The organism is Fictibacillus phosphorivorans (assembly GCF_001619875.1).
GTDB classification, from domain to species: domain Bacteria; phylum Bacillota; class Bacilli; order Bacillales; family Fictibacillaceae; genus Fictibacillus; species Fictibacillus phosphorivorans_B.
In genome coordinates this window covers 155,887-179,505 of record NZ_LRFC01000023.1, presented here as the reverse complement: position 1 = coordinate 179,505, position 23,619 = coordinate 155,887, and the positions used below count along the sequence as shown (strand labels likewise).

At 39.2% G+C, this 23,619-nt stretch carries 22 protein-coding genes; all 22 read right to left on the bottom strand.

The annotated features are described in order from the left end of the window. Positions 1–53: 53 nt before the first annotated feature. The 22 genes from AWM68_RS10405 to rnpM all read right to left on the bottom strand — a co-directional run bounded on the left by AWM68_RS10405 (position 54) and on the right by rnpM (position 23,615). Positions 54–1,118: a BMP family lipoprotein gene (locus AWM68_RS10405; RefSeq protein WP_066240956.1), complete on the bottom strand. Its 1,065-nt coding sequence runs from the start codon at positions 1,116–1,118 to the stop codon at positions 54–56. Between the two features lie 89 nt (positions 1,119–1,207). Then, the gene (locus AWM68_RS10400; protein WP_066240953.1) at positions 1,208–1,933 is read right to left on the bottom strand and encodes a GntR family transcriptional regulator; all 726 of its coding nucleotides are present in this window, start codon (positions 1,931–1,933) and stop codon (positions 1,208–1,210) included. Positions 1,934–2,122: 189 nt separating this feature from the next. After that, on the bottom strand, positions 2,123–4,483 hold the full coding sequence (locus AWM68_RS10395) for a DNA translocase FtsK (protein ID WP_066240951.1): 2,361 nt from the start codon (positions 4,481–4,483) through the stop codon (positions 2,123–2,125). Between the two features lie 120 nt (positions 4,484–4,603). Beyond that, on the bottom strand, positions 4,604–4,813 hold the full coding sequence (locus AWM68_RS10390) for a YlzJ-like family protein (protein WP_066240948.1): 210 nt from the start codon (positions 4,811–4,813) through the stop codon (positions 4,604–4,606). After that, a complete protein-coding gene (locus tag AWM68_RS10385; protein ID WP_066240946.1) occupies positions 4,810–5,562 on the bottom strand; it encodes a ClpP family protease in 753 nt (250 codons plus the stop codon). The genes AWM68_RS10390 and AWM68_RS10385 overlap by 4 nt, the downstream gene beginning before the upstream one ends. A gap of 95 nt (positions 5,563–5,657) precedes the next feature. Beyond that, a complete protein-coding gene (locus AWM68_RS10380; RefSeq protein ID WP_066240943.1) occupies positions 5,658–7,325 on the bottom strand; it encodes a ribonuclease J in 1,668 nt (555 codons plus the stop codon). A gap of 224 nt (positions 7,326–7,549) precedes the next feature. Beyond that, entirely contained in the window at positions 7,550–8,419 is an 870-nt protein-coding gene (gene dapA / locus AWM68_RS10375; protein ID WP_066240940.1) for a 4-hydroxy-tetrahydrodipicolinate synthase, read from the bottom strand. A gap of 12 nt (positions 8,420–8,431) precedes the next feature. Further along, positions 8,432–9,697, bottom strand: coding sequence for an aspartate kinase (dapG, locus tag AWM68_RS10370; protein WP_066240937.1), 1,266 nt, complete (start codon positions 9,695–9,697; stop codon positions 8,432–8,434). Between the two features lie 21 nt (positions 9,698–9,718). Then, a complete protein-coding gene (gene asd, locus AWM68_RS10365; RefSeq protein WP_066240935.1) occupies positions 9,719–10,762 on the bottom strand; it encodes an aspartate-semialdehyde dehydrogenase in 1,044 nt (347 codons plus the stop codon). A 143-nt stretch (positions 10,763–10,905) separates the two neighbouring features. Continuing rightward, entirely contained in the window at positions 10,906–11,493 is a 588-nt protein-coding gene (gene dpaB / locus AWM68_RS10360) for a dipicolinate synthase subunit B (RefSeq protein ID WP_066240933.1), read from the bottom strand. Between the two features lie 6 nt (positions 11,494–11,499). Beyond that, positions 11,500–12,393, bottom strand: a complete 894-nt coding sequence (dpaA, locus tag AWM68_RS10355) for a dipicolinic acid synthetase subunit A (protein WP_066240930.1) — start codon at positions 12,391–12,393, stop codon at positions 11,500–11,502. Between the two features lie 413 nt (positions 12,394–12,806). Further along, positions 12,807–14,048 (bottom strand): M16 family metallopeptidase, encoded by a 1,242-nt coding sequence (locus AWM68_RS10350; RefSeq protein ID WP_066240928.1) that lies wholly within the window; start codon positions 14,046–14,048, stop codon positions 12,807–12,809. Positions 14,049–14,126: 78 nt separating this feature from the next. Further along, complete coding sequence (locus tag AWM68_RS10345; protein ID WP_066240925.1) at positions 14,127–15,101, bottom strand: polysaccharide deacetylase family protein; 975 nt, start codon at positions 15,099–15,101, stop codon at positions 14,127–14,129. Between the two features lie 291 nt (positions 15,102–15,392). After that, positions 15,393–17,507 (bottom strand): polyribonucleotide nucleotidyltransferase, encoded by a 2,115-nt coding sequence (gene pnp, locus AWM68_RS10340; protein ID WP_066240922.1) that lies wholly within the window; start codon positions 17,505–17,507, stop codon positions 15,393–15,395. A 188-nt stretch (positions 17,508–17,695) separates the two neighbouring features. Then, positions 17,696–17,965, bottom strand: a complete 270-nt coding sequence (gene rpsO, locus AWM68_RS10335) for a 30S ribosomal protein S15 (protein ID WP_066240919.1) — start codon at positions 17,963–17,965, stop codon at positions 17,696–17,698. Between the two features lie 137 nt (positions 17,966–18,102). Beyond that, on the bottom strand, positions 18,103–19,044 hold the full coding sequence (gene ribF / locus AWM68_RS10330; protein ID WP_066240916.1) for a riboflavin biosynthesis protein RibF: 942 nt from the start codon (positions 19,042–19,044) through the stop codon (positions 18,103–18,105). 23 nt (positions 19,045–19,067) lie between these two features. Then, positions 19,068–19,979 carry a tRNA pseudouridine(55) synthase TruB gene (gene truB / locus AWM68_RS10325; RefSeq protein WP_066240913.1) on the bottom strand — a complete coding sequence of 304 codons (912 nt, stop codon included), beginning with the start codon at positions 19,977–19,979 and terminating at the stop codon, positions 19,068–19,070. An 83-nt stretch (positions 19,980–20,062) separates the two neighbouring features. After that, a complete protein-coding gene (gene rbfA, locus AWM68_RS10320; RefSeq protein ID WP_066240910.1) occupies positions 20,063–20,446 on the bottom strand; it encodes a 30S ribosome-binding factor RbfA in 384 nt (127 codons plus the stop codon). 30 nt (positions 20,447–20,476) lie between these two features. Further along, positions 20,477–20,755, bottom strand: coding sequence for a DUF503 domain-containing protein (locus tag AWM68_RS10315; RefSeq protein ID WP_066240907.1), 279 nt, complete (start codon positions 20,753–20,755; stop codon positions 20,477–20,479). Continuing rightward, positions 20,752–23,031 (bottom strand): translation initiation factor IF-2, encoded by a 2,280-nt coding sequence (gene infB / locus AWM68_RS10310; protein WP_066240905.1) that lies wholly within the window; start codon positions 23,029–23,031, stop codon positions 20,752–20,754. The genes AWM68_RS10315 and infB overlap by 4 nt, the downstream gene beginning before the upstream one ends. A gap of 15 nt (positions 23,032–23,046) precedes the next feature. Then, a complete protein-coding gene (locus tag AWM68_RS10305) occupies positions 23,047–23,352 on the bottom strand; it encodes a YlxQ family RNA-binding protein (RefSeq protein ID WP_066240901.1) in 306 nt (101 codons plus the stop codon). After that, complete coding sequence (rnpM, locus tag AWM68_RS10300; protein ID WP_066240898.1) at positions 23,349–23,615, bottom strand: RNase P modulator RnpM; 267 nt, start codon at positions 23,613–23,615, stop codon at positions 23,349–23,351. The genes AWM68_RS10305 and rnpM overlap by 4 nt, the downstream gene beginning before the upstream one ends. Between the last annotated feature and the right edge of the window lie 4 nt (positions 23,616–23,619).

The following is a 23,619-nucleotide window of genomic DNA, read 5'->3' as shown; positions in this document are numbered from 1 at the left end:
AAGGACTTGGCTTCTGCCAAGTCCTGGCCAAATATTAAACTAGTGACATAGAATTACTTCAAGTTCTTTTTGAACTCTTCAAACTCTGCGTCTGTTTTAGGAACTTTCACTTCGCCGCCGATAATCTTTTTCTTGTAATCTTCAACAGATTTAAGTGCATCTTTATCAACGTTGTCTTGAGTTGGAGCAATACCTACACCATCTTCTTTAAGCCCGAATTCTACGATCTTTCCACCTGGGAACTTACCGTTCATCGCTTGCTCAGAAACTTCATAAACCGCTTGGTCAACACGTTTTACCATGGAAGTAAGTGTTACGTTCTCTGGCATACCTTCTTCATGCTGGTCACGGTCAACACCAATTACCCATACATCTTCACCGTTTTTCTTACGGTTTTTCGCTTCAGTGAACACACCCATACCTGTTCCGCCAGCTGCGTGATAGATTACGTCAGCACCTTGCTGATAGAATGTATTAGCGATCTGTTGTCCTTTTTCTGCTTTATTGAAGTCTTCAGCATATTGAACAAGAACCTCTGCATCTGGATTAGCTGTTAGAACTCCAGCTTTAAATCCATTTTCGAACTTTTTGATCAGTTCACTGTTAACACCGCCAACGAAGCCTACTTTGTTCGTTTTTGATTGCATTCCAGCTACCAATCCTACTAAGAAAGAACCTTCATGCTCTGAAAACGTAATATTTGCTACGTTGTCACCTTTAACAACCATATCAACGATTGCAAGTTTTGCATCCGGCTGTTGTTTAGCAACCGTTTCCACATCTGCTCCCATTAAGAAACCGATACCGAAAACAACATCGTATTTTTGACGAATTAAAGAGTTCAAGTTCGGCTTGTAATCACTTTGCGCAGTGGATTGTAAGTATTTAAAACCTTTATCTTTTTCTAAGTTGTTTTCTTTACCAAACTTTTGAAGACCTTCCCAAGCTGACTGGTTGAAAGACTTATCGTCTACGCCGCCTGTATCTGTAACCATTGCTACTTTAAAGTCTTTTTTGTCTCCACCTGAAGTTTTACCTTCATCAGAAGTTCCACATCCGGCAAGAAGTGTACCGGCAGTTAACATTGCAGTAACCATCAATCCTAATTTCTTTTTCAAGTCATTTTCCCCCTGTAAATGTTTTCATATTTAATGACTAAAACCAATGCTGCAAAAAAGTACCGATCACCCCCTAAAAAAGAGTTTAATTATAAGCGCTTTCTTAATACAGAGAATAAAAATTTATCAGATCTAAAATAGTTGCAAGAATAGAGTACTGGTTCATCAAATTGATCATAATGCATCTGTCTTAAAATTAATAACGGGACTTGCGCATCACTTTCAAGAATTTCTGAGATGCGATCATGATAACCAATTGGTTCAATATTTGTTACCGCATACATTACGCGTCTACCCGTTTCCTTTTCTAACATTTCTAAAAAAGACTCATAATCGTGCAATCCTTTTGATGGAAACAGATGTGCAGGCATATGATCCTTACAGAAAACGACTGGTTCCCCGTCTGCAGTACGAACACGTTCCATCATCATCAGTCCATCTGGCAAAGTATCATTGAACTTACTTAGAAGTTCATCAGTTACATCAGTCTGTTGTGAAGATAGGAAAATTGTCCCTGCTTTCTTTCCCCCTCTTTCAATCATATCGGTAACACTGTAGAGTTCTTCAATGCCGGATGAGAATAATGCACGTGTTCTGACAAATGTACCTACACCGTGTTTTCTGATGAGTACGTTTTCATCTTCTAAAATACGAAGAGCCTCACGCAAAGTAGCCCTTGAGATACCAAGCTGTTTAGAAAGTTCAAACTCTGATGGAAGTTTTTCGCCCTCTTTATAAATACCTTCTTCAATATCTTTTTTTAACTTTTCAATCACTTTAATATATAACAAGCGATGGTCAGCTTTTATGGACATTACATAAACCACCTTAACTAGTTGTTCGACGTATGACAAATTATTAGTAGAATCGACATTACTATACCATTTTTAGTTCTATAAATAAATACTAATTTTACAAATTTTTAATAGGTATTCTTTGGATTTTACATTACTTGAAAAAAATGACATAAACAAAGGAAAACGAGCTCTTTAGAGCCCGCTTCCCTATGAACTGGATGCCTCTTTTTCGTCCGGCATCGCCGATATCAGTACTTCACGAGGTTTTGACCCTTCATAAGGACCAACGATTCCTTTGGATTCCATCGTATCAATCAGCCTTGCTGCTCTTGAATAGCCGATTCGGAATCTTCTTTGCAGCATTGAGACCGAAGCGGTTTGCATATCAACGACAAGGCGAACCGCATCTGCAAATAATTCATCTTCAGATTCCATAACAGCCGGTTCAGCTTCCTCCGTTGGAATCATTTCCGTCTGATACTGAGCTCTTTGCTGAGTAACACAATGTTCAACAATCGCTTCCACTTCCTCATCTGATAAGAACGCCCCCTGAACACGAACTGGTTTTGAAGCTCCTGATGGGAAGAACAGCATATCCCCTCTGCCTAACAGCTTCTCAGCACCACCCATATCAAGGATTGTCCTAGAATCTGTTTGAGAAGACACACTAAAGGCGATTCTGGATGGAATGTTTGCTTTGATAACCCCAGTTATAACATCTACTGATGGACGCTGAGTAGCAATTATTAAATGGATGCCAGCTGCACGTGCCATCTGAGCCAAGCGCGTTATCGCATCTTCAACATCCCCTGAAGCTACCATCATCAAATCAGCAAGTTCATCTACGATTACGACTATATAAGGTAGAAATGGCTGTTTTGCATCACCTTTAGCGTTTTGTTTACGAATGGATTCATTATAGCCTTCTATGTTTCGCGTTCCGCTATGTGAGAACAGTTCATATCTTCGTTCCATTTCTGAAACCACTCTTTTTAAAGCCTGAGCTGCCTTTTTTGGTTCTGTTACAACAGGTGCTAAAAGATGTGGTATTCCATTATACATATTTAACTCTACCATTTTAGGATCAATCATCATCATTTTTACTTCATGCGGTTTTGCTCTCATCAAGATACTCGTAATGATTCCGTTAACACATACACTCTTTCCGCTACCGGTTGCTCCTGCAACAAGCAGATGCGGCATTCTTGCTAGGTCTGCAATAATGGGTTCACCTGAAATATCTCTTCCAAGGCCAATTGCAAGTGGTGACTGCTGACCTGAAAATTGAGGAGCTTCTAGTACTTCTCTAAGCGTTACCATAGAAATTTCCTGGTTTGGAACCTCTATTCCTACGGCGGATTTTCCAGGAATCGGTGCTTCGATTCGAATGTCTTTTGCTGCTAATGCCAATGCAAGATCATCTGATAAGTTCACAATCTTGCTTACCTTCACACCCACATCTGGGTACACTTCATACTTTGTAACTGCTGGCCCTAAGTGAACTTTAAGAACCTTTGCTTTTACCCCAAAGCTCTCAAATGTTTTTTCCAGCTTTTTCGCGTTGCTCTTACTCGCAGCATATTGTTTGTCTTTGTGCTGGCCGCTGTTTTGAGGTGTTCTTAAATGTTTCATCGTAGGAAGCTGATAGTGTTCATTCTGAATGACTTCATCACCGAAATTTGCTGGAAGTGGCGATGATACTGCTTCGTCTTGAACATGTGTATTGTCTTCGGTACTTTTTGTCTCTTCATGATCACCATATAGTTGCGGAGCGAATTTTAACTGTACACCACTTTCTGTCTGGTGAACTCTTTTTGTAAAGTCTTCAATCACAGGATCCTCTGAAATGATGATCTCTTCTGTATCATCTTCATCGTCTACAGTTGGTGGTTTGAGCGTTTTCTTTTCTTTTACTTTTTTTGTACGTTCTTCAGCTATAGATTGCTTCTTTTCCTGAACGAACTCTTTAAACTTTGCAGAAGATGAAGTTGTAACATCTACAATTTTTTGCAGGAATACTGAAAGAGATTTTCCAGATATCAGTAAAAGACTCCCTAAAATCAGAAAAAAGATCACGAGCTTTGTTCCACCCGCTCCGAATAGAAAATAAAAAAGAGCAAACCCTATAGCCCCAGCTAAACCGCCGCCAAGATCATTCGTAGCCGTTTCACCTTGAAGCTGCATCCAGTACAGATCCCATGTATTTCGAATAACTGAAGCATCTTTCCAATCTCCACCGTTAGTTAAATGTTCAAATAGCGTAAGATGGCTAAGGACTAAGAATGAAAAAAACAAGATATAAACTCCTGTTAGTTTTTTTGAGACCAATGCCGGCCAGCTTCTTTTCCAAATTAAATAAAGAGATAATAAGATACAGGCTAACAATAAAATTCCATACCATTCTCCGCTAAAGAAACGAAGTAAATGAACGAATGCCATTCCGACATTACCCATTTTAGCTAGTCCAAGTGAAGCTAGTGCTAATATCGTAAGACCTGTAATTTCAAATGTCAGCTGCTCTTTCCATCTGCCTTTATTCTTTGCTTTCTTTTTTTTGTTTTTCGCCATGTAATCACCTCACAAGCATGCAATATTATGTCTTTATGTATGTAGAAAAATGGAAAGAAAAGCAGCCCTGCAAAAAGAAGGCTGCTTTAAAATAGTATAGCATATTTCTAAGGTGACTTTTTAAAAGTTTCGCAGCACCATTCCAGGTTGACATTCTTCTAACAAAAAATGAGAAGGATCTGTGCTTAAGACTTGAACAATCTTTGTTTCATCTCCCGTGCGTTCAACGAGTACAGGTACATCATTGTAGAGTATTACATTCTGCATGGTTTGTTCGTTTCCTTCTTCCGGAAACATCAATTCATATGGCTGCATCGTATACCAGATCATTGTTTTATTCCGTTGTTATCATTATTGTTTTGTTTATTCTGTTCAATCAGTTCATTGAGCTTCTTTAAAGCTTGCCCGACTCCACCGACCTCGTTGATCAGACCATCGCTTACTGCATCTGTTCCTATAACATTCGTACCAATGTCTCGTGTTAAATTTCCTTTAGAAAACATTAATTCTTTAAAACGTTCTTCGGTGATTTTTGAATGGCTAGTAACAAAAGAAATAACACGATCTTGCATTTTGTCTAAGTACTCAAACGTTTGCGGGACTCCGATTACAAGTCCTGTTAAACGGACAGGATGAATCGTCATGGTAGCAGTTGGAGCGATAAACGAATAATCTGCACTTACAGCTATAGGTACTCCTATTGAATGTCCCCCGCCGAGCACAAGCGATACACTTGGTTTGGATAATGATGCAATCATCTCTGATATAGCAAGTCCTGCCTCAACATCTCCACCAACCGTATTCAATATAACAAGAAGACCTTCAATCTTATGATTCTGTTCGATCGCTACTAATTGTGGAATGAGATGTTCATACTTCGTTGCTTTGTTGTTAGGCGGAAGCTGCATATGTCCTTCTATCTGACCTACAATCGTTAGACAGTGGATGCTGGATCCTTCCATTGTCGGCACATTCGTTTGCCCTAATGATTGTATTTTCTGGATGAGTCCGGAGTTATTGTCATCTTTTTTAGGCGGCACATCTGTTTGCGGTGTTTCTGTTTCTGGTGTCTGGTCCATATCTTTCATACCCCTTCTAAGTTAGGTTCTTCTTAGTATGGGCCTTATTTCCATTCATATGAGGAGAAAATAAAAAAACCCGCTGAAACAGCAGGTTAAATTTCCATTATGATCGGCATGATCATTGGTCTTCTTTTCGTTTTTTCAAACAAATACTGACTTAAAGTATCTCTTACATTCGATTTTAAACTTGACCATTCTTTCATGTTTTCGTTCATACACTTTTCAAGCACATCGCGAACTTTCGTATTCGCTTCTTGTAAAAGTGCTTCACTTTCTCTTACATAAACGAAACCTCTTGAGATTATTTCCGGCCCAGAGATTAGCTGATGAGAATCTTTGCTGATTGTTACAACAACTACTAATATTCCATCTTGTGATAACAGCTTTCTGTCACGAAGAACGATGTTGCCGATATCGCCTACTCCAAGCCCATCTACTAAGACATTTCCGGACGGCACTTTTCCAGTCTTTTGAGCTTTACCATTAACGAATTCAACAACTTCACCTTTATCTACAATAAAGATGTTGTCTTTTTCAACACCAACTTCAATTGCTAATTTTTGATGAGCTTTTTGCATCTTATATTCACCATGAACCGGCATAAAGTATTTAGGTTTCATCATGCTAAGCATGAATTTAAGCTCTTCAGCACTGCCGTGCCCTGATACGTGTACTTTCTTCTGTCCAAAAATAACATCTGCACCTGTTCTCATCAACTTGTCTACCATTTTAGCTACTGAAGTTTCATTACCAGGTATCGGGGTAGCGGCAATAACGACAGTATCAGTTGGTCGAAGTGCGATTTGTTTGTGTGATTTTTGTGCCATTCTAGACAGCGCAGCCATCGATTCACCTTGACTACCTGTTGTAAGTATTACAACTTTTTCATCGCTGTAATCGTTTGCTTGATCGATCGTAATAAGCAAATCTTTTTCAAAAGTCAGGTATCCGAGTTGTGAAGCAATATCAACAACCTTCACCATACTTCTTCCGTTTACGGCTACTTTTCTGTTTGTCTTTGCAGCAGCATTCATAACTTGCTGTACACGATGCACATTAGATGCGAACGATGCAATAATGATACGTCCTTTAGCGGCTTGAAAGACATCTAAAATCTCTTGTCCAACTTGCGCCTCTGGTCCTGTAGAACCTGGACGTTCAGCATTCGTGCTGTCTGAGAGCAAACAGAGGACACCTTCTTCAGCCAATGCTGAAATTTTTCCGAATTCTGTATGCTGGCCATCAATTGGTGTATGGTCAATCTTAAAATCACCTGTATTTGCAATTATTCCCTGTGACGTGTGAATTGCAATACCTACTGCATCTGGAATACTATGATTTACATGGAAGAAACTCACCTTTGCACTGTTAAATGACAGCTTTTGGTTTGTTTCAATCATATTTAATTCAGTAGAACGTAATAGTCCTGCTTCTTTTAATTTTGCTTCGACTAATCCTAGTGTTAATCGCGTTCCATAAACAGGAACCGGAACTTGTCTTAAAACGTAAGGAAGTCCTCCGATATGATCCTCATGGGCATGAGTTAAAAAGATTCCTGTTACGCGCTCCAGGTTTTCCTTCAGGTAAGTAACATCTGGAATGACAATATCAATTCCGAGCATTTCCTCCTGTGGAAACATTAGACCTGAGTCCATAACAAAAATTTCCTCACCTGTGTCCACTACATACATGTTTTTGCCGATCTCACCTACTCCGCCCAAGGCAAAAACCTTAATTTTATCTCTATTTTGTTTTGACAATGTGTATATTCCTCCTATGTTGTATGTAAAAAAAATTAACCCGATCACGTCACTTGAAATCATTATACCGTATCAGAGGAATACAAAACAAGACTGAGGAAAGGACAAATAAAAATAAAGGATTTCGTATCAGTTAAAGAGCGCGCACCGTAAACTATGAAAAATTAAAATATCTTTAAAAATACACAAGATAAAAAGCAGACCGGAATTTCCGGTCTGCTTCTTTATAAACTGTTTAATCGTAAGGAAAGTGCTTCTCTTTCAGATTGATTTAAAGGCAATAAAGGAAGCCTTACACCACCAACATCAAGACCTTTCAATTGCAATGCAGTCTTTACTGGCGCAGGACTTGGTGCTTTAAAGAGCTCTTGCATAACAGGCAGAAGTTTGCGGTGAAGGTTAGCCGCTCCTTTGTTTTCCCCATTTTGGAAGGCACGAATCATCTCTTTCATCTCATTGCCGATTACGTGTGAAGCTACTGATACAATTCCTGCACTACCTATTGCAAGAGAAGGAAGCGTTAATCCATCATCTCCGCTGTAGAGCAAAAAGTCATCAGGAGTTCTCTCAATAATCTCACTCATCGTATCCAGGTTACCGCCTGCGTCTTTTAAAGCGACAATATTCGGTATCTCAGCTAAACGAAGTACTGTGTCTACAGAAAAGGATACAACAGATCTTCCTGGAATGTTATAGGCCATGATTGGGAGACTAACCGCATCAGCAATTGCTTTATAATGCGCAACGATTCCTTCTTGACTTGGTTTATTATAATACGGTGCAACGATCATGATCGCATCTACACCAATTTCTTCAGCTTTCTTTGAAAGGTCGATAGAAGCTTTCGTATTGTTGCTTCCAGTTCCTGCAATCACAGGAGCTCTGCCATCTACTACTTTTACTACGTGCTTAAAAAGCGCAATCTTTTCTTCAGTTGTTAAAGTAGGTGACTCTCCTGTCGTTCCTGCAACTACTATGCTGTCAGTACCATTGTTAAGCAGATGGTTAACAAGCTTTGTCGTCCTTGCAAAATCGACGTTGCCTTTGCTGTCAAAAGGCGTAACCATCGCAGTACTAATACTTCCAAAATTCATTTCGTTCACTCCTCAATACTCATTAAACTGCTGCTGAACAATTTCTTGCAGATTTGCTGATATTCCTTCTTCATTTAATCGGAATGTTGAATGTAGTGCATTTACTGATTCTATCAGATCTTCTTTTTTAACGAGTACCCAGATCGTTGTATGAGAGTCAGCTGATTGCAAGATCTGAATGTTTCTGCTTGAAAGAGATTCAACAATCGCAGCAGTTACACCTGGAGTACCTGCAATACCTGCCCCTACCGCAGATACTTTGGCACATTCACGATTAACTTCCGGTTCATAACCCAGCTCTTTTAATTTGATAAGAGCTATTTCTGTTTTATCTTCCATAATCGTGTATACAACACCTTTTGGGCTGATGTTGATAAAATCGACAGAAATTTGCTCTTGAGCCATCGCCTTAAATACTTTAGTATGCAGATCATATTGTCCATCGTTTGCATACACTTTAATTTGGGTAATGTTTGACACATGTGCGATTCCCGTGATGATCGATTCTTGTATGTCTTTTCCAGCTGGGCCTTTCATTGCTGAAGTAACAAGCGTTCCTGGAAGATCTGAGTAGGTAGAACGAATTCTTAACGGTATTTTTGCCTGCATCGCTATTTCGACTGCACGTGGATGAATGACTTTAGCACCTTGATAAGCCATGTTGCATATTTCAGCATACGTTACGACCGAAAGCGGCCGTGCGTCTTTAACAAGTCTTGGATCAGCTGTCATAACACCCTCTACATCAGTAAAAATGTCGATAAACTCTGCTTCTAACGCCGCACCTAGTGCAGAAGCACTTGTGTCGCTTCCGCCTCTTCCAAGAGTTGCGATGTCTCCTGATTTAGATTGTCCTTGAAATCCTGCAACAACCACTACGTGATTGTTCTCTAGTTCAGACTTTATCCGATCTACTTTCATATCAATAATCCTGGCGTTAGAAAAGTCGTCATTTGTTCTGAATCCCGCTTGAGGACCAGTCAATGCAGCAGCAGATAATCCTGAAGCATTTAACATGCCTGAAAACACAACAGAAGAAATGATCTCTCCGCATGATAAAAGAAGATCTTGTTCACGATTTGATATTTTGTTTTTATCATCTAAAAGACTTAATAACGTGTCTGTAGCATACGGATCGCCAAAACGCCCCATTGCTGAAACAACACATACTACTTTATATCCTTCATCAACGGCCTTTTTTATATGACGGACTGCTTCTATTCGGCCAGTATCATCTTTTAAAGAAGTTCCCCCAAATTTTTGAACGATAATCTTCATGAATGCACCTTCTTTATAAAATTAAAGCAGATTTAATTTGATCAGGCTTTCTGCAATCTGTACTGAGTTATAAGCAGCGCCTTTTAATAAGTTATCTGACACAACCCACATATGATAAGCGTTATCTCGGTCTAAGTCTTTGCGGATTCTGCCAACGAATACGTCAGGCAGACCAGCTGCTAAGGCAGGCATTGGATAAATCTGCTCTTCAGGCTGATCTTGCAGCGTTACTCCTGGTGCTGTTTTTAAAAGATCTCTTATCTCTTGGACGGAAGGATTGCCATTCTCAAACTCTGCATATAAAGATTCAGAGTGTCCTGTTTCAACTGGCAATCTTACACACGTTGCAGCGATCTCAAGGTTCTCTAAGTGCATGATTTTCTTTGTTTCATTCATCATCTTTAATTCTTCAAACGTATAGCCATTATCTTCAAATTTATCAATTTGAGGTACAGCGTTAAACGCGATCTGATAGTGTTTTTTATCAGATGCACAAGGCATGATCGAAGCTTCAAAAGGCTCATCGTTAAGAATCGCTTTGGATTGTTCTTTTAATTCTTCAACCGCTTTCGCACCCGCTCCTGAAACAGCTTGATACGTAGAAACGATAACCTTTTTAAGTCCATACTTTTCGTGAAGAGGCTGCAAAGCTACAACCATTTGGATCGTTGAACAGTTAGGATTTGCAATGATTCCTTTATGCTTTAATAAATCTTGTTCGTTTACTTCAGGCACAACGAGTGGTACATTCGGATCCATTCTGAACGCACTCGTGTTATCCACAACGATTGCTCCTCTTTTCACTGCCTCATGTGCAAGTGCTTTTGAAACAGAACCGCCTGCAGAAAACAAAGCCAGATCTACACCTTCAAAAGCTTCTGGTTTTGCTTCTTGAATGGTATGAGACTCTCCATTAAATGTGATGACCTGTCCTGCCGATCTTTTACTAGCAAGAAGAGATAGTTTCTTAATCGGAAAATTTTTTTCACTTAATGTATTTAACATTTGCTGGCCAACTGCGCCAGTTGCTCCTACTACAGCTACATGAAATGATTTTTGGCTCATACTAATTAACTCCTTTATTGTTTAAGGTAAGCAAGTTACAACAGAAGGAGAAACTCAAGAATCGGTTTCTCCTAGATAATCCATATAATTTATCATATTTTATCATAAACTTTGGCGTTATGAACGGATTTTCTTCAGTTGTTTTAATCTGCCACCCTGAGTACAGGCTGGAGTTGCTTTCCTTGGAGTGCATACTCGATCGTTTCAATCAATGTATCCATATGAGCCACTAAGGAATTTTGCTTTTTTACGGGATCATCTTGACTGAATGGAATGAAATAAATATTTTTGGTAGCCATCAAGCGCATTATATTGACTCCATTCAATCCTAAACCATCATTCGTTGATATACCAAGTACTACAGGTTTTTGATTTCGAAGTGTAGCCTTTGCTCCCATCAATACAGGTGAATCTGTCATGGCATTTGCAAACTTGCTTATCGAATTACCTGTAAGTGGTGCGATGACCATACAATCAAGTGGTGTTTTTGGTCCGAATGGTTCTGCTTTTACAATCGAATCAACTGGTTCATTGCCTGTAATCAGCTTTATTTTTTCAACCCATTCTCCTTCTGTTCCAAAACGTGTAGTCGTATGCTGTACTGTATGGGTGAAGAACGGGGATACATTAGCACCGAGATCTATTAGTTTTTGAATCTGTGGAAATACGGCATCATACGTACAATGGGAGCCTGTTAGCCCAAAACCGATATGCTTCCCTTTAAAATCCATTTATAACTACCCCTTCCGCTTATAAAATTCATTCATTAACAGCTGCGAAAGTACATTGGCAACAATTTTCCCTGCTGTTTTAGGAGCGACGATTCCTGGTAATCCTGGGGCAAGCAAAGCTTTAATTCCGCGTTTTTCTGCATACCTAAAATCCGTTCCCCCAGGTTTAGATGCCAAATCAACGATCAGAGTATGTGATGGAAACTTTGAAATCACATCCGCATTAACGATTTGTGTTGGTATAGTATTAATGCAAACATCTGTCTCATAAACTTCATTTTTTAAGTTATCTAGATGAAACGGAATCATTCCCATTTCAGAAATTCTAGCCATATGTTCTGACTTTCTAGCTCCTACTTTTACACGTGCACCTAATGCTTGAAAAGTGCGTGCCACACTCATTCCTACACGTCCAAACCCTAATACCACCGTATTGGATTGATGAATTGTAATATCTGTATGCTGTATCACCATCATGATCGTTCCTTCAACAGTAGGAATGCTGTTATATATGGCAACGTCATCTCTTTCAAACAATTTTGTAAGCTTTCTATCACTTTTTTTCGTAATTTCATTCAGATACGAGTTACTGATCCCAGAAAATACGTGGCAATGACTTTTCGTTTGTTTCAAATGATCTTCTGTTAAGATCATTTTGCGATTTGAAAAGATGGTATCAATCTCCCCCTGCAACCCAGTTCCACTTACAGGCAAAATGATGCTATCTAACTTTGAAAAATCAACTTCGTCTATATCCATCTTTGATGCTCCGGTAAATCCATGATCGAGTTGATCATAGCCAATAAGTGTAAGTGTTGCATCTAGTTCTGTTAGTTTCCGAATAACCTCTAGCTGTCTCGCATCGCCGCCAAAAACAGCGATATGCACATCCGTTAACATTCTTTCTCCCCTTTCTCCGTTGTTCCTCTTATTGCAGGGGATTACTATCCACGTTCATCATAATATGAATACCCCGCCTATCTGGTTACACAAGATACGCTTTTGACAACGGCATAGCTGACATTAAGTAGAAATAAAATGCTTTTTCACGAACAATAGGTTTTAATCAACACCATTATATTCATCAGCATCTTCTATGTTTGGGGGGATTCAGAAAACGATGAGCCCATTTTTAAGAAGACTGTTTTTTCAAACTCTGCTGCTTTTGGAAGTGTTGATTTCCGTTCCAGGTGCTCGCTTTTCGCGGGGAAGGCGGTGAGCCACATTCCTAACGTTTTCACGGTTTGAAACTTTAGAAATGGACCAAACAAAAAAACCCGGTAATCGTCCGGGTTTCCAAATTTATCATTATTTTATTGTAGCCCTTTTGGAAGTTCTCCTTGAGGACTTACTAATGAAGCAGAACATCCTTCACTGAAAATGGATTCGATTAATGAATTTACATCTTCTTTTGAAACCTTATCGATCGATTCAACCATATCATCCAATGTACGGTGATATCCTAAGATCAGCTCGTGTTTTCCGTTTCGGCTCATTCTGCTATTCGTGCTCTCTAGACTCAGCATTAAGTTTCCTTTAATCTGTTCTTTCGAGTTTTTCAATTCTTTATCCGTTATTCCATTCTCTTTTAAATCATCAACGATATTTAAGATCGTATTATACAATTCATCCAATTGATGCGGTGCGGTTCCTCCATAGATTGTGAAGATTCCATTATCCTGAAACGCTGAATGATAAGAGAAAACTGAATAAGCTAATCCTCTTTGCTCCCTTACCTCTTGAAAAAGACGGCTTGACATGCTTGACCCAAAAACGTTGTTAAGAATAATTAAACTATAACTCCGTTTGTCTTTAAGTGAAAGGCCTGGAAATCCAAGACATAGGTGAGCTTGTTCGGTTTCTTTTTTACGCGCTAGCTTCTCAGGATGAAATACAGGAGACTGTATGTCAGGCTTTACGATGTTGCTTGTTTTATAATTTCCAAACCACTTTTCAGCCTGTTGTATGAATGATTCATCAACATTTCCAGCAACTGAAATGACTACTTCTTCTGGAACGTAATGACTGTCCATATAATCGCGCAACGTATTGCCTGTAAAGGTGTTAAGCGTCTCTTCTGTTCCTAAGATCGGAAATCCAAGTTCATGGTTTTGAAAACTTGCACGGCTAAGCATATCATGAACGATGTCATCTGGTGTATCTTCATACATCTTGATTTCTTCTAATACAACATTCTTTTCCTTTAAAAGCTCTCCTTCATCAAAGGTAGAGTTAAAGAACATATCTGCTAGAACTTCCAATGCGTATGGTGCATGTGTATCTAAAACTTTTGCGTAATAACACGTATATTCTTTAGAAGTAAATGCATTTACTTGGCCGCCTATGCTATCAAATGATTCAGCAATTTCTCTGGCACTTCTCGTTTTTGTCCCTTTAAAGAACATATGCTCTAGGAAATGAGAGATTCCGTTATTTTTTGTATTCTCAAACCTTGAGCCTGTTCCAATCCATACTCCGATCGCTACAGATCGAACGGTTGGGATATTTTCCAAAACGACTCGTACGCCGTTTGAACACGTATGTCTTTTAATCAAACTTGTTTCCCCCTAGCAGTCAGTTGTTCCACAATAATCATAGGAACAATATACCATTATCACAACTCCTGTACAACTTTACTTGATGGTTTTTGGCAACAGCCTTTTTTCGTCCATCAAATCAGAAACTGTTCCGATGCTATATCCTTTTTCTTTTATTCCTTTGATTAGTTTCTCTAACCCCTTTGAAGTTGATTCAGTGGGATGCATAAGAATCATCGCGCCAGGATGAACTTTGCCTAGAACACGGTTAACCATTTCATCAGGGTCAGGTCTGCGCCAATCAACCGTATCAACCGACCAAAGAATGGTCTTCATATCAAGATCAGATGCAATCTGGACGACATCGTTTCGATAACTTCCGCTTGGCGGAGCAAACCATTTAGGAGAGAGATCCAACGTTGCATGTATTACTTCATTCGTTTGTTTTAATTCTTCTGTAATACGTGCATTCGTCATCTTCTTTAAATCAGGATGAGAATAGGCATGATTACCAATTTCATGTTTTTCTTCCGCTATCATTTTAGCGAGTGACGGATTTTTTTTCACCCAAGATCCGTCTAGGAAAAATGTCGACTTTACATTATTCTTTTTCATCGTTTGCAGCATCTCAGGAAGATATTCATTTCCCCAAGCTACATTCACTAAAAGAGTGACCATTGGTTTTTCCGGGTTGCCTCTATAGATGGGTGATGCGGGTAAATTATCCAGGTGTATGGTGGGCTCAATCTGTTTGACAACAAGCTTATTTCCGTCAAATTTATTATCTTTCTTCATAGCCTTAAACGATGCTTCCATGTCAACAACAAGTCCATTATATCCGGGAGTGGCTTTCCAGACAGGATCGATCTCAGCATTTTTAGGCGGACTGTTTAGTTCTTTGGCTTTATCTTTTATCTGCTGATAGATTGAATTTGATTCCATTTGAGAAACAGCAGTACTTTGGGCTTTAATGCTTTCAATATAGGTGCTCGTAAAAGGATTGTGCACCGAAAACGCAGTAGCAGTAAGAATTAAAACAACAATGGACCAGTGAAGAATTTTATTTTTCACGTTACTCCCTCCCTGTATCAAGGTATGTACCTTTTGGACAGGTTAGAACGATTTAAAAATCTGTTTTCATAATCTCTGGTACTCTTATGCAGTAGTTGATTATCGTTACAAGTGCTCGCTTTTTGCGGGGCAGGAAACGAGACTCCACGAAGTACACTTTCATTGGGAGAAGGAACTTGACTCCCATAGTTACACCGATAAGATGGTTTTCTATTGAGATAAAAACAAAAAGACTGACGGGAAGTGAAAAGTTAATTTCCACTTTCGATCAGTCTTTATATCTCATATAAATTAAACGTTTTGCTGCTGTTCTTTTTTCGCTTTTTCTTCTTTTAAGACAACCTTACGTGATAAGTTCACACGGCCTTGGTTATCGATCTCCATAACTTTTACAAGGATCTCATCACCAAGTTTAAGGATATCTTCAACTTTACCCACTCGTTCTTCAGCAAGTTCAGAAATATGAACTAATCCGTCTTTGCCGCTAAAGAGCTCTACGAAAGCACCGAACTTTTCAATTCGTTTTACTTTACCCATGTAGTACTCTCCAACTTGAACTTCACGTACAATATCTTCAATGATTTTCTTAGCTTTTTTGTTCATAGACTCGTCAGTTGACGCGATAAAGACAGTTCCGTCTTGCTCGATATCAATTTTAACACCAGTTTCTTCAATGATCTTATTGATGATTTTCCCGCTTGGCCCGATTACATCACGGATCTTGTCCGGGTTGATCTTCATTGTTAAGATCTTAGGTGCATATTGAGAAAGTTGTGTACGAGACTCTGAAAGGGTTGCAAGCATAGACTTCAGGATGATCATACGACCTTCTTTTGCTTGTGTTAAAGCTTCTTGAAGGATTTCACGATTAATACCGGAAATCTTAATGTCCATTTGAAGAGCTGTAATACCGTTTGGTGTACCTGCCACTTTAAAGTCCATATCTCCTAGATGATCTTCCATACCTTGAATATCCGTTAATACTGTTACGTCTTCACCGTCAGAGATCAGACCCATAGCAATACCAGCAACAGGTGCTTTAATTGGTACACCAGCATCCATCAAGGCAAGCGTACTTGCACAAATACTTGCTTGTGATGTAGAACCGTTGGATTCTAATACTTCTGAAACAAGACGAATCGTGTAAGGGAATTCATCTTCATTTGGAATGACTTGTTCTAACGCACGTTCACCTAAAGCACCATGACCAATTTCACGTCTTCCCGGTCCGCGCATAAAACCTGTTTCCCCAACGCTGAACGGTGGGAAGTTGTATTGGTGCATAAAGCGTTTCGACTCTTCTACACCAAGACCATCAAGAACTTGAACATCGCCAAGTGCTCCCAATGTACAAATGCTAAGCGCTTGTGTTTGACCACGTGTAAAAAGACCAGAACCATGTGTTCTTGCTAAAATACCTACTTTTGAAGAAAGCTTACGAATTTCATCTGTTTTTCTTCCGTCTGGACGCACTTTCTCTTTTAAAATTAAGCGTCTGACTTCTTCTTTGATGAGTTTATGTAAAACTTCTTTTGCTTCGTTTGCTTTTTCTTCATCTTCTACGTATCGAGCAGCTACGTTTGCACTTACCGCATCAAGCGCTTCTTGACGTGCGTGCTTTTCAACAACTTTAACCGCTTCTTTTACGTCGTTTCCAACAAATTCACGAACTTCTTGTTCAATATCTTTATCAAGTTCATGAAGGACAACTTCCATCTTTTCTTTACCGATCTCAGCAACAATCTCTTCTTGGAAAGCGATTAATTTCTTAATCTCTTCATGTCCAAACATGATTGCTTCAAGCATCACTTCTTCTGAAACCTCTTCAGCTCCAGCTTCAACCATGTTGATGGCGTGCTTCGTTCCTGCTACTACTAATTGAATATCACTTTTTTCATTCTGTTCGACTGTAGGATTGATTACAAATTCGCCTTCAATTCGGCCAACTGTAACCCCTGCAATCGGGCCTTCAAACGGAATATCTGAAATAGATAAAGAAAGAGATGATCCAATCATTGCAGCCATTTCAGAAGAGCAGTTTTGATCAACGCTCATTACTGTACTGACAACTTGAACTTCATTACGGAAACCATCAGCAAATAAAGGACGGATCGGACGGTCGATCAAACGGCTTGCTAAAACTGCCTTTTCACTTGGGCGTCCTTCTCGTTTAATAAATCCGCCAGGGATTTTACCTACTGCGTATAAACGCTCCTCGTAATTTACAGTCAGTGGAAAGAAACTTAAATTTTTCGGCTGTTTTGAAGCAACAGCTGTTGAAAGCACCGCTGTGTCACCATATCTGACCATTACAGCACCGTTTGCTTGTTTTGCTAATTCTCCAATTTCAAACGTAAGCGTTCTGCCCGCCCAGTCCATTGAAAAAGTTCGTTTTTGTTGATCCATTTTACTTGGTACTCCTCTCAACACTTAAAAAATCCTAGTATTTTATGGTTCTATTATATCCTATCGCAGTCCTTCCTAAAAAGAAAAACAATAAAGAATTTAGTAACTCGTATAAAATATTTCTGATTTGTCCGATTGCGTATTGTCTGCAATAAAAAAAGCGGGATTAATTCCCGCTTTTTGTTGGATTAACGACGTAATCCTAGTCTTCCGATCAATTCGCGGTAACGCGTGATGTCCTTGTTACGTAGGTACGTTAACAAGTTACGACGCTTACCAACCATTTTCAATAGACCACGACGTGAGTGGTGATCTTTCTTGTGTGTACGCAAGTGATCATTCAACTCATTAATTTGTTCAGTAAGGATAGCGATTTGAACCTCTGGAGACCCAGTGTCCGTATCATGTACCTTATACTCGCTGATTAATTCGTTTTTACGCTCTTGAGTAATAGCCATCCTTTTCACCTCCTTAATATTAGAAACACCAATTACCGAGCAAACGTCGGTGACTCGATTTGCCAAGCAACGGTTATGTGTACACTAAAATGTACAAGTATTATCATAGACTTTTTACAGAACAAATGCAAGTTTTTTTACTGCAAAGAATGAATGATTTCGTATGTTTTACTTTTATCTGCATGTAACTGAGAAATCAGTTCGTCAATCCCGCTAAATTTTTTCTCGTCTCGAATTCTCTTCAACCAAGTTACACTGATCGTTTTGCCGTAGATTTCGTGATTGAAATCAAAAACATGCACTTCAAGAGACGGCTTTTTTTGATCCTCTTTAAAAGTGGGTTTATGACCGACGTTTGCCATCGCATAATAGCTCTCATTATCGATCGTTACTTCTACGGCATAAACGCCCACTTTTGGCAGTGAATAATCTTCTGTATCCAGATTTGCAGTAGGAAAGCCTATCGTACGGCCGCGTTTATCACCATGAATAACCGTTCCGTTGAGCTTATATCTGCGTCCAAGATAAGGGACGAGTTCCTCAACAAGTCCTTCTTTTAAAAAGTGGCGAATCAGTGTAGAACTGATTTTTTCACCATCTTTTTCTATTTTTTCAATAACGGTTTGCCCGAACTTGCCGTTTGATTCTTTCACTAAAGTTTCTACGTTGCCTTTTCCATACTTTCCATATGAAAAATCAAAACCGGTTACAACATGCTGAACATTTAATCCAATAATATACTGATCTACAAAGTCTTTTGTATCCAGAGCGGCAAAAACATGATCAAATTTCACAAGATAAAACCGTTCGACTCCCATATTTTCTAATACTTTTTTCTTTTCTTCTAACGGAGTGATATACGTCCATTGATGATCCGCTTTACCTAAAACAACGGAAGGGTGCGGATGAAAGCTCATGACAGCTGGAACAGCCCCATTTTTGTTTGCCAGCTCAACTGCTGTGCGGATCACGCGCTGGTGGCCAACATGAATTCCGTCAAAATAACCTAAAGCCAAAATGGTTGGGGGGAGGTTATCTTGCTGAAAATGATGCGGATGACTTATAACAATCGTTTCCAAAAACTCACCTACTAACTCTATCGTTAATCAATGGCTAACACTTTAACCGGCTTAATTAAACCTGGTTTTGAAGGATGAAATTCATAAATGGCTAGACATTTTCCTTCTTCATTATAAACACCAAACGGACTTTGTTCCAACTCTTTTGGTGCTTCAAGTACAGATCCATTTTTAATTTTAAAAAGCAGTTCGTCCTCTACCGTCCATTTTGGAAAATTAGAGATCCCTTTTTCTAGTGGAAACAAATAGTCTTCTAGAGGCTTTTCTCCGCTTTCAAGCTGTTCAAACGTTACACAATCATCCATAGAAAATGGTCCTGAAGCTGTTCTTACGAGTGATGACATATGTGCTGGATATCCAAGCCTTTCGCCAATCTCTACAGCGAGCGTTCTAACATATGTACCTTTAGAACATTTAACCCGGAAAGAAAAAACAGGATTGTCTTTTCTAATGGTTTCGTTTTCTTTTAAAAGTTCCAGTTCATATATCGTTACATTTCGCTTTGGCCGATCAATGGTTATCCCTTGTCTTGCGTATTCATATAGTTTTTTGCCATTCACCTTTACAGCAGAAAACATCGGCGGGATCTGCTCTATATTACCTGTCAGCGACTTCAATATATCTTTAACCACATCTGGCGAAATATCTGCTTCTACTGATTTTTCCAACACTTTTTCACCGTGAGCATCTTCCGTTTCAGTAGAAAAGCCTAAGCGGACTTCGCCAATGTATTCTTTGCCATAGTCAGACATATACTCCGCGACCTTTGTTGCTCTTCCGATACAAATTGGCAGTACACCTGTAACTTCAGGATCTAACGTACCGGTGTGACCTACTTTCTTAGTCGAAAATATTCTGCGGATTTTAGCCACACAATCATGAGAAGTCATTCCGGCAGGTTTTTTTAATGCAAGTATTCCTTGTCTAACAGTCATATACAGCTTCTCCTTCAATCACTTTATAGCGTTTTAAGCAAAAAATGGATAGACAATTATGATAATTGCCTATCCATTTGCTATTATGGTTTCGGATGATCTTCATTTTCTTCGCTGTCTTCGTCTTCTCTTTTAATGTCAGACAATAGACTTTCGATCTTGCTTCCATAATTTAAGGATTCATCAAATTTAAAAAAGATGTCCGGTGTTTTTCGCATACGAATACGTTTTCCGATTTCGGTACGAATAAAACCTGTTGCTTTCGCAAGACTTCTTAGTGTTTGTTCCTTTTGATCGGAATCACCAAACACAGAGACATATACTGTAGCCTGCTGCAAATCACCTGTTACATCAACCGCCGTAACGGTCACAAAACCTACGCGGGGGTCTTTGATTTTTCGGCCTATAATGTCACTCAGCTCTTTTTTCATCTGTTCCCCAATACGATTGGAACGGATTGTGCCCATTTTTACTACACCCCGTTTCTTGCCACTTGCTTATAGCCACTCAATGTTAGAATCAGTAACTTCCAATTCAGCAATAGATGTAATAATCGCAAGTGCTCTTTGCAATTCTTTTTCTGCTATTATTTTGTCCGAAGAAACGGTTACCATACTTATTTCTGCGCGTTGCCACAAATCTTGATAATCCGTTTCAGAAACAGCTACATTTAAGCGTTGGCGAACTCTGTTAACTGCTTTTTGGACAACTGAACGCTTATCTTTTAACGACTGTGCTTCATATATGAAAAACTCAACCGTTAATAAGGCGATCATTTAACTTTAATTTCTTCCATGATATAGGCTTCGATGATGTCGCCTTCTTTAATATCATTAAACTTTTCTAACGTGATCCCACATTCATAACCAGCTGAAACTTCTTTAGCATCATCTTTAAAACGCTTAAGTGCGTCGATCTTTCCTTCGTATGATACTACTCCATCACGGATTAAGCGCACTGTTGAGTCTCTAGTGATCTTACCATCAGTAACGTAACAACCAGCAATCGTACCCACTTTAGATACTTTAAATGTAGTACGCACTTCTACTTGACCGATTACTTTCTCTTCAAATTCAGGATCAAGCATCCCTTTCATCGCTGATTCGATTTCTTCGATTACGTTGTAGATGATACGGTGCAGACGAACATCAACTTTTTCAGCATCAGCAGTACGTTTAGCACCAGCGTCAGGACGAACGTTAAAACCAACTACGATAGCATTTGAAGCAGATGCTAGCATGATGTCATACTCATTGATCGCTCCAACACCTGAGTGGATAATCTTAACTTTAACGCCTTCAACATCAATCTTTTGAAGAGATCCAGCAAGTGCCTCAACAGATCCCTGAACGTCTCCTTTGATGATAACATTGATTTCTTTAATGTCGCCTTCTTTAATCTGGTTAAAGAGATCATCAAGATTCAGTTTAGAAGATTCTTTACGCTGTGCATCTTGTTGCTTTTTAAAGCGTGATTCTCCAATCTGACGCGCTTTTTTCTCATCTGCAAAGACCATGAACTGATCTCCAGCTTGTGGAACATCGTTCAATCCAGTGATTTCAACAGGTGTAGAAGGTCCTACTGATTTAACACGGCGTCCAAGGTCATTCACCATCGCACGTACACGCCCGAAAGTGTGTCCGACTACGATTGGATCACCGACATTCAAAGTACCAGACTGAACAAGCAATGTTGCTACAGATCCACGTCCTTTATCTAACTGTGCTTCGATAACAGTTCCTGCGGCAGTACGGTTTGGATTTGCTTTCAACTCTTCAACTTCAGATACAAGGTTGATCATCTCGAGCAGGTCATCAATTCCGTCTCCCTTAATTGCAGATACGTTAACAAAAATTGTATCTCCGCCCCATGCTTCAGAAACTAGACCATGTTCAGTAAGCTCCTGCATAACACGATCAGGGTTAGCTGCTTCCTTATCCATTTTGTTAACAGCTACAATGATTGGAACTTCAGCAGCTTTAGCATGGTTGATCGCTTCGACTGTCTGAGGCATTACACCATCATCTGCAGCTACTACAAGAATTGTTATATCCGTTACTTGAGCACCACGAGCACGCATAGTTGTAAACGCAGCATGTCCAGGAGTATCAAGGAACGTGATTTGTTTTCCGTTGTTTGTGATCTGGTAAGCACCAATATGCTGAGTGATCCCACCAGCTTCACCCGCCGTTACCTTCGTGTTGCGGATTGCATCAAGAAGTGTTGTTTTACCATGGTCAACGTGCCCCATGATCGTAACAACTGGAGGACGTACTTGAAGATCTTTTTCATCATCAACCACTTCATAATTCTCAAATTCTGTTTCATCAATGATGATTTCTTCTTCTACCTCAACATCATAGTCAGCTGCGATCAATTCGATCGCTTCTTTGTCAAGTTCTTGGTTAATTGTAGCCATGATACCAAGACCCATTAATTTCTTAATGATTTCAGAAGTATCTTTGTTTAATTTTTTAGCGAGTTCACCTACTTGAAGTGATTCTGTAAAAGTAATCTTGCTTGGTGTTTCAAGAACTTTTTTCTGAGGAGCTTGCTGCTGGTTCCCGCCGCCTCTATTTTGCTTGTTTCTATTGTTTTGGTTCTTGTTGTTGTTATTTCTGTTGTTGTTGTTTTGATTTCGGTTGTTATTGTTGTTGTTTCTGTTTTGATTGTTATTGTTATTGTTCTTGTTTTGGCCGCTTTGGCTATTTGTATTAGTGGACTTTGGTCCTTTAGATTGTGACGAGTTATTGTTTTCTTTTTTTATTTTCATATTACTCTCTTTTTGAACTTCCTTTTTATTAGATTTGGTGTCGTTACCAGCGTTGTTATTTTTCATATCTGTTTTAGGGAGTTGATTTTGATTTGATGATTTTGCTTGATCTTTGTTTGCTTTAGGACGGTATGCTTCGTCCAGTTTCTTAAGAGCTGCTTGATCAATCATAGACATATGATTTGCTACGTGGACATCCATCGTTTTCAGCTTTTCTATAATGTCTTTACTTTGAACATTTTTCTGTTTCGCATATTCGTATACGCGGATTTTACTCATATGTTCACCCCCGAGTTAGTGATCAAGAAGTTCCTTCAAACGCTTAGAAAATCCTTGATCATTTACAGCAACTACAACTCGTTGCTCTTTACCTATTGCCTTACCCAAAATATTGCGATCTTCAATCCATACGAGATCCACTTTATAAAAGAGGCACTTATCAGTAACTTTTTTCTTTGTATTTTCAGAAGCATCTCTAGACAGCAGAACAATTTTAGCGTTCTGCTTTTGTATGCTTTTAACAACAAGTTCTTCACCGGATATGACTTTACCGGCTCGAGCTGCTATTCCAAGAAAGTTTTCCCAAGGTGATGGCTTCAAGATGTATGACTTCCTTTTTCAAGCTGTTCATATAAGTCAGCTGGGATCTTCGCTTTCAGATGCGACTCAAGGACCTTTTTCTTTTTTGCTTGTTCGATACAAGCAGGTTCATGACAAAGGTAGGCGCCTCTTCCAGATTTTTTCCCTGTCTGATCGACAGTGACTTCACCTTCAGGAGAGCGGACAATACGTGTTAATTCTTTTTTAGCCTTCATTTCTTGACAGGCTACGCATTTTCTCATAGGAATTTTGCGAGTTTTCATTGTC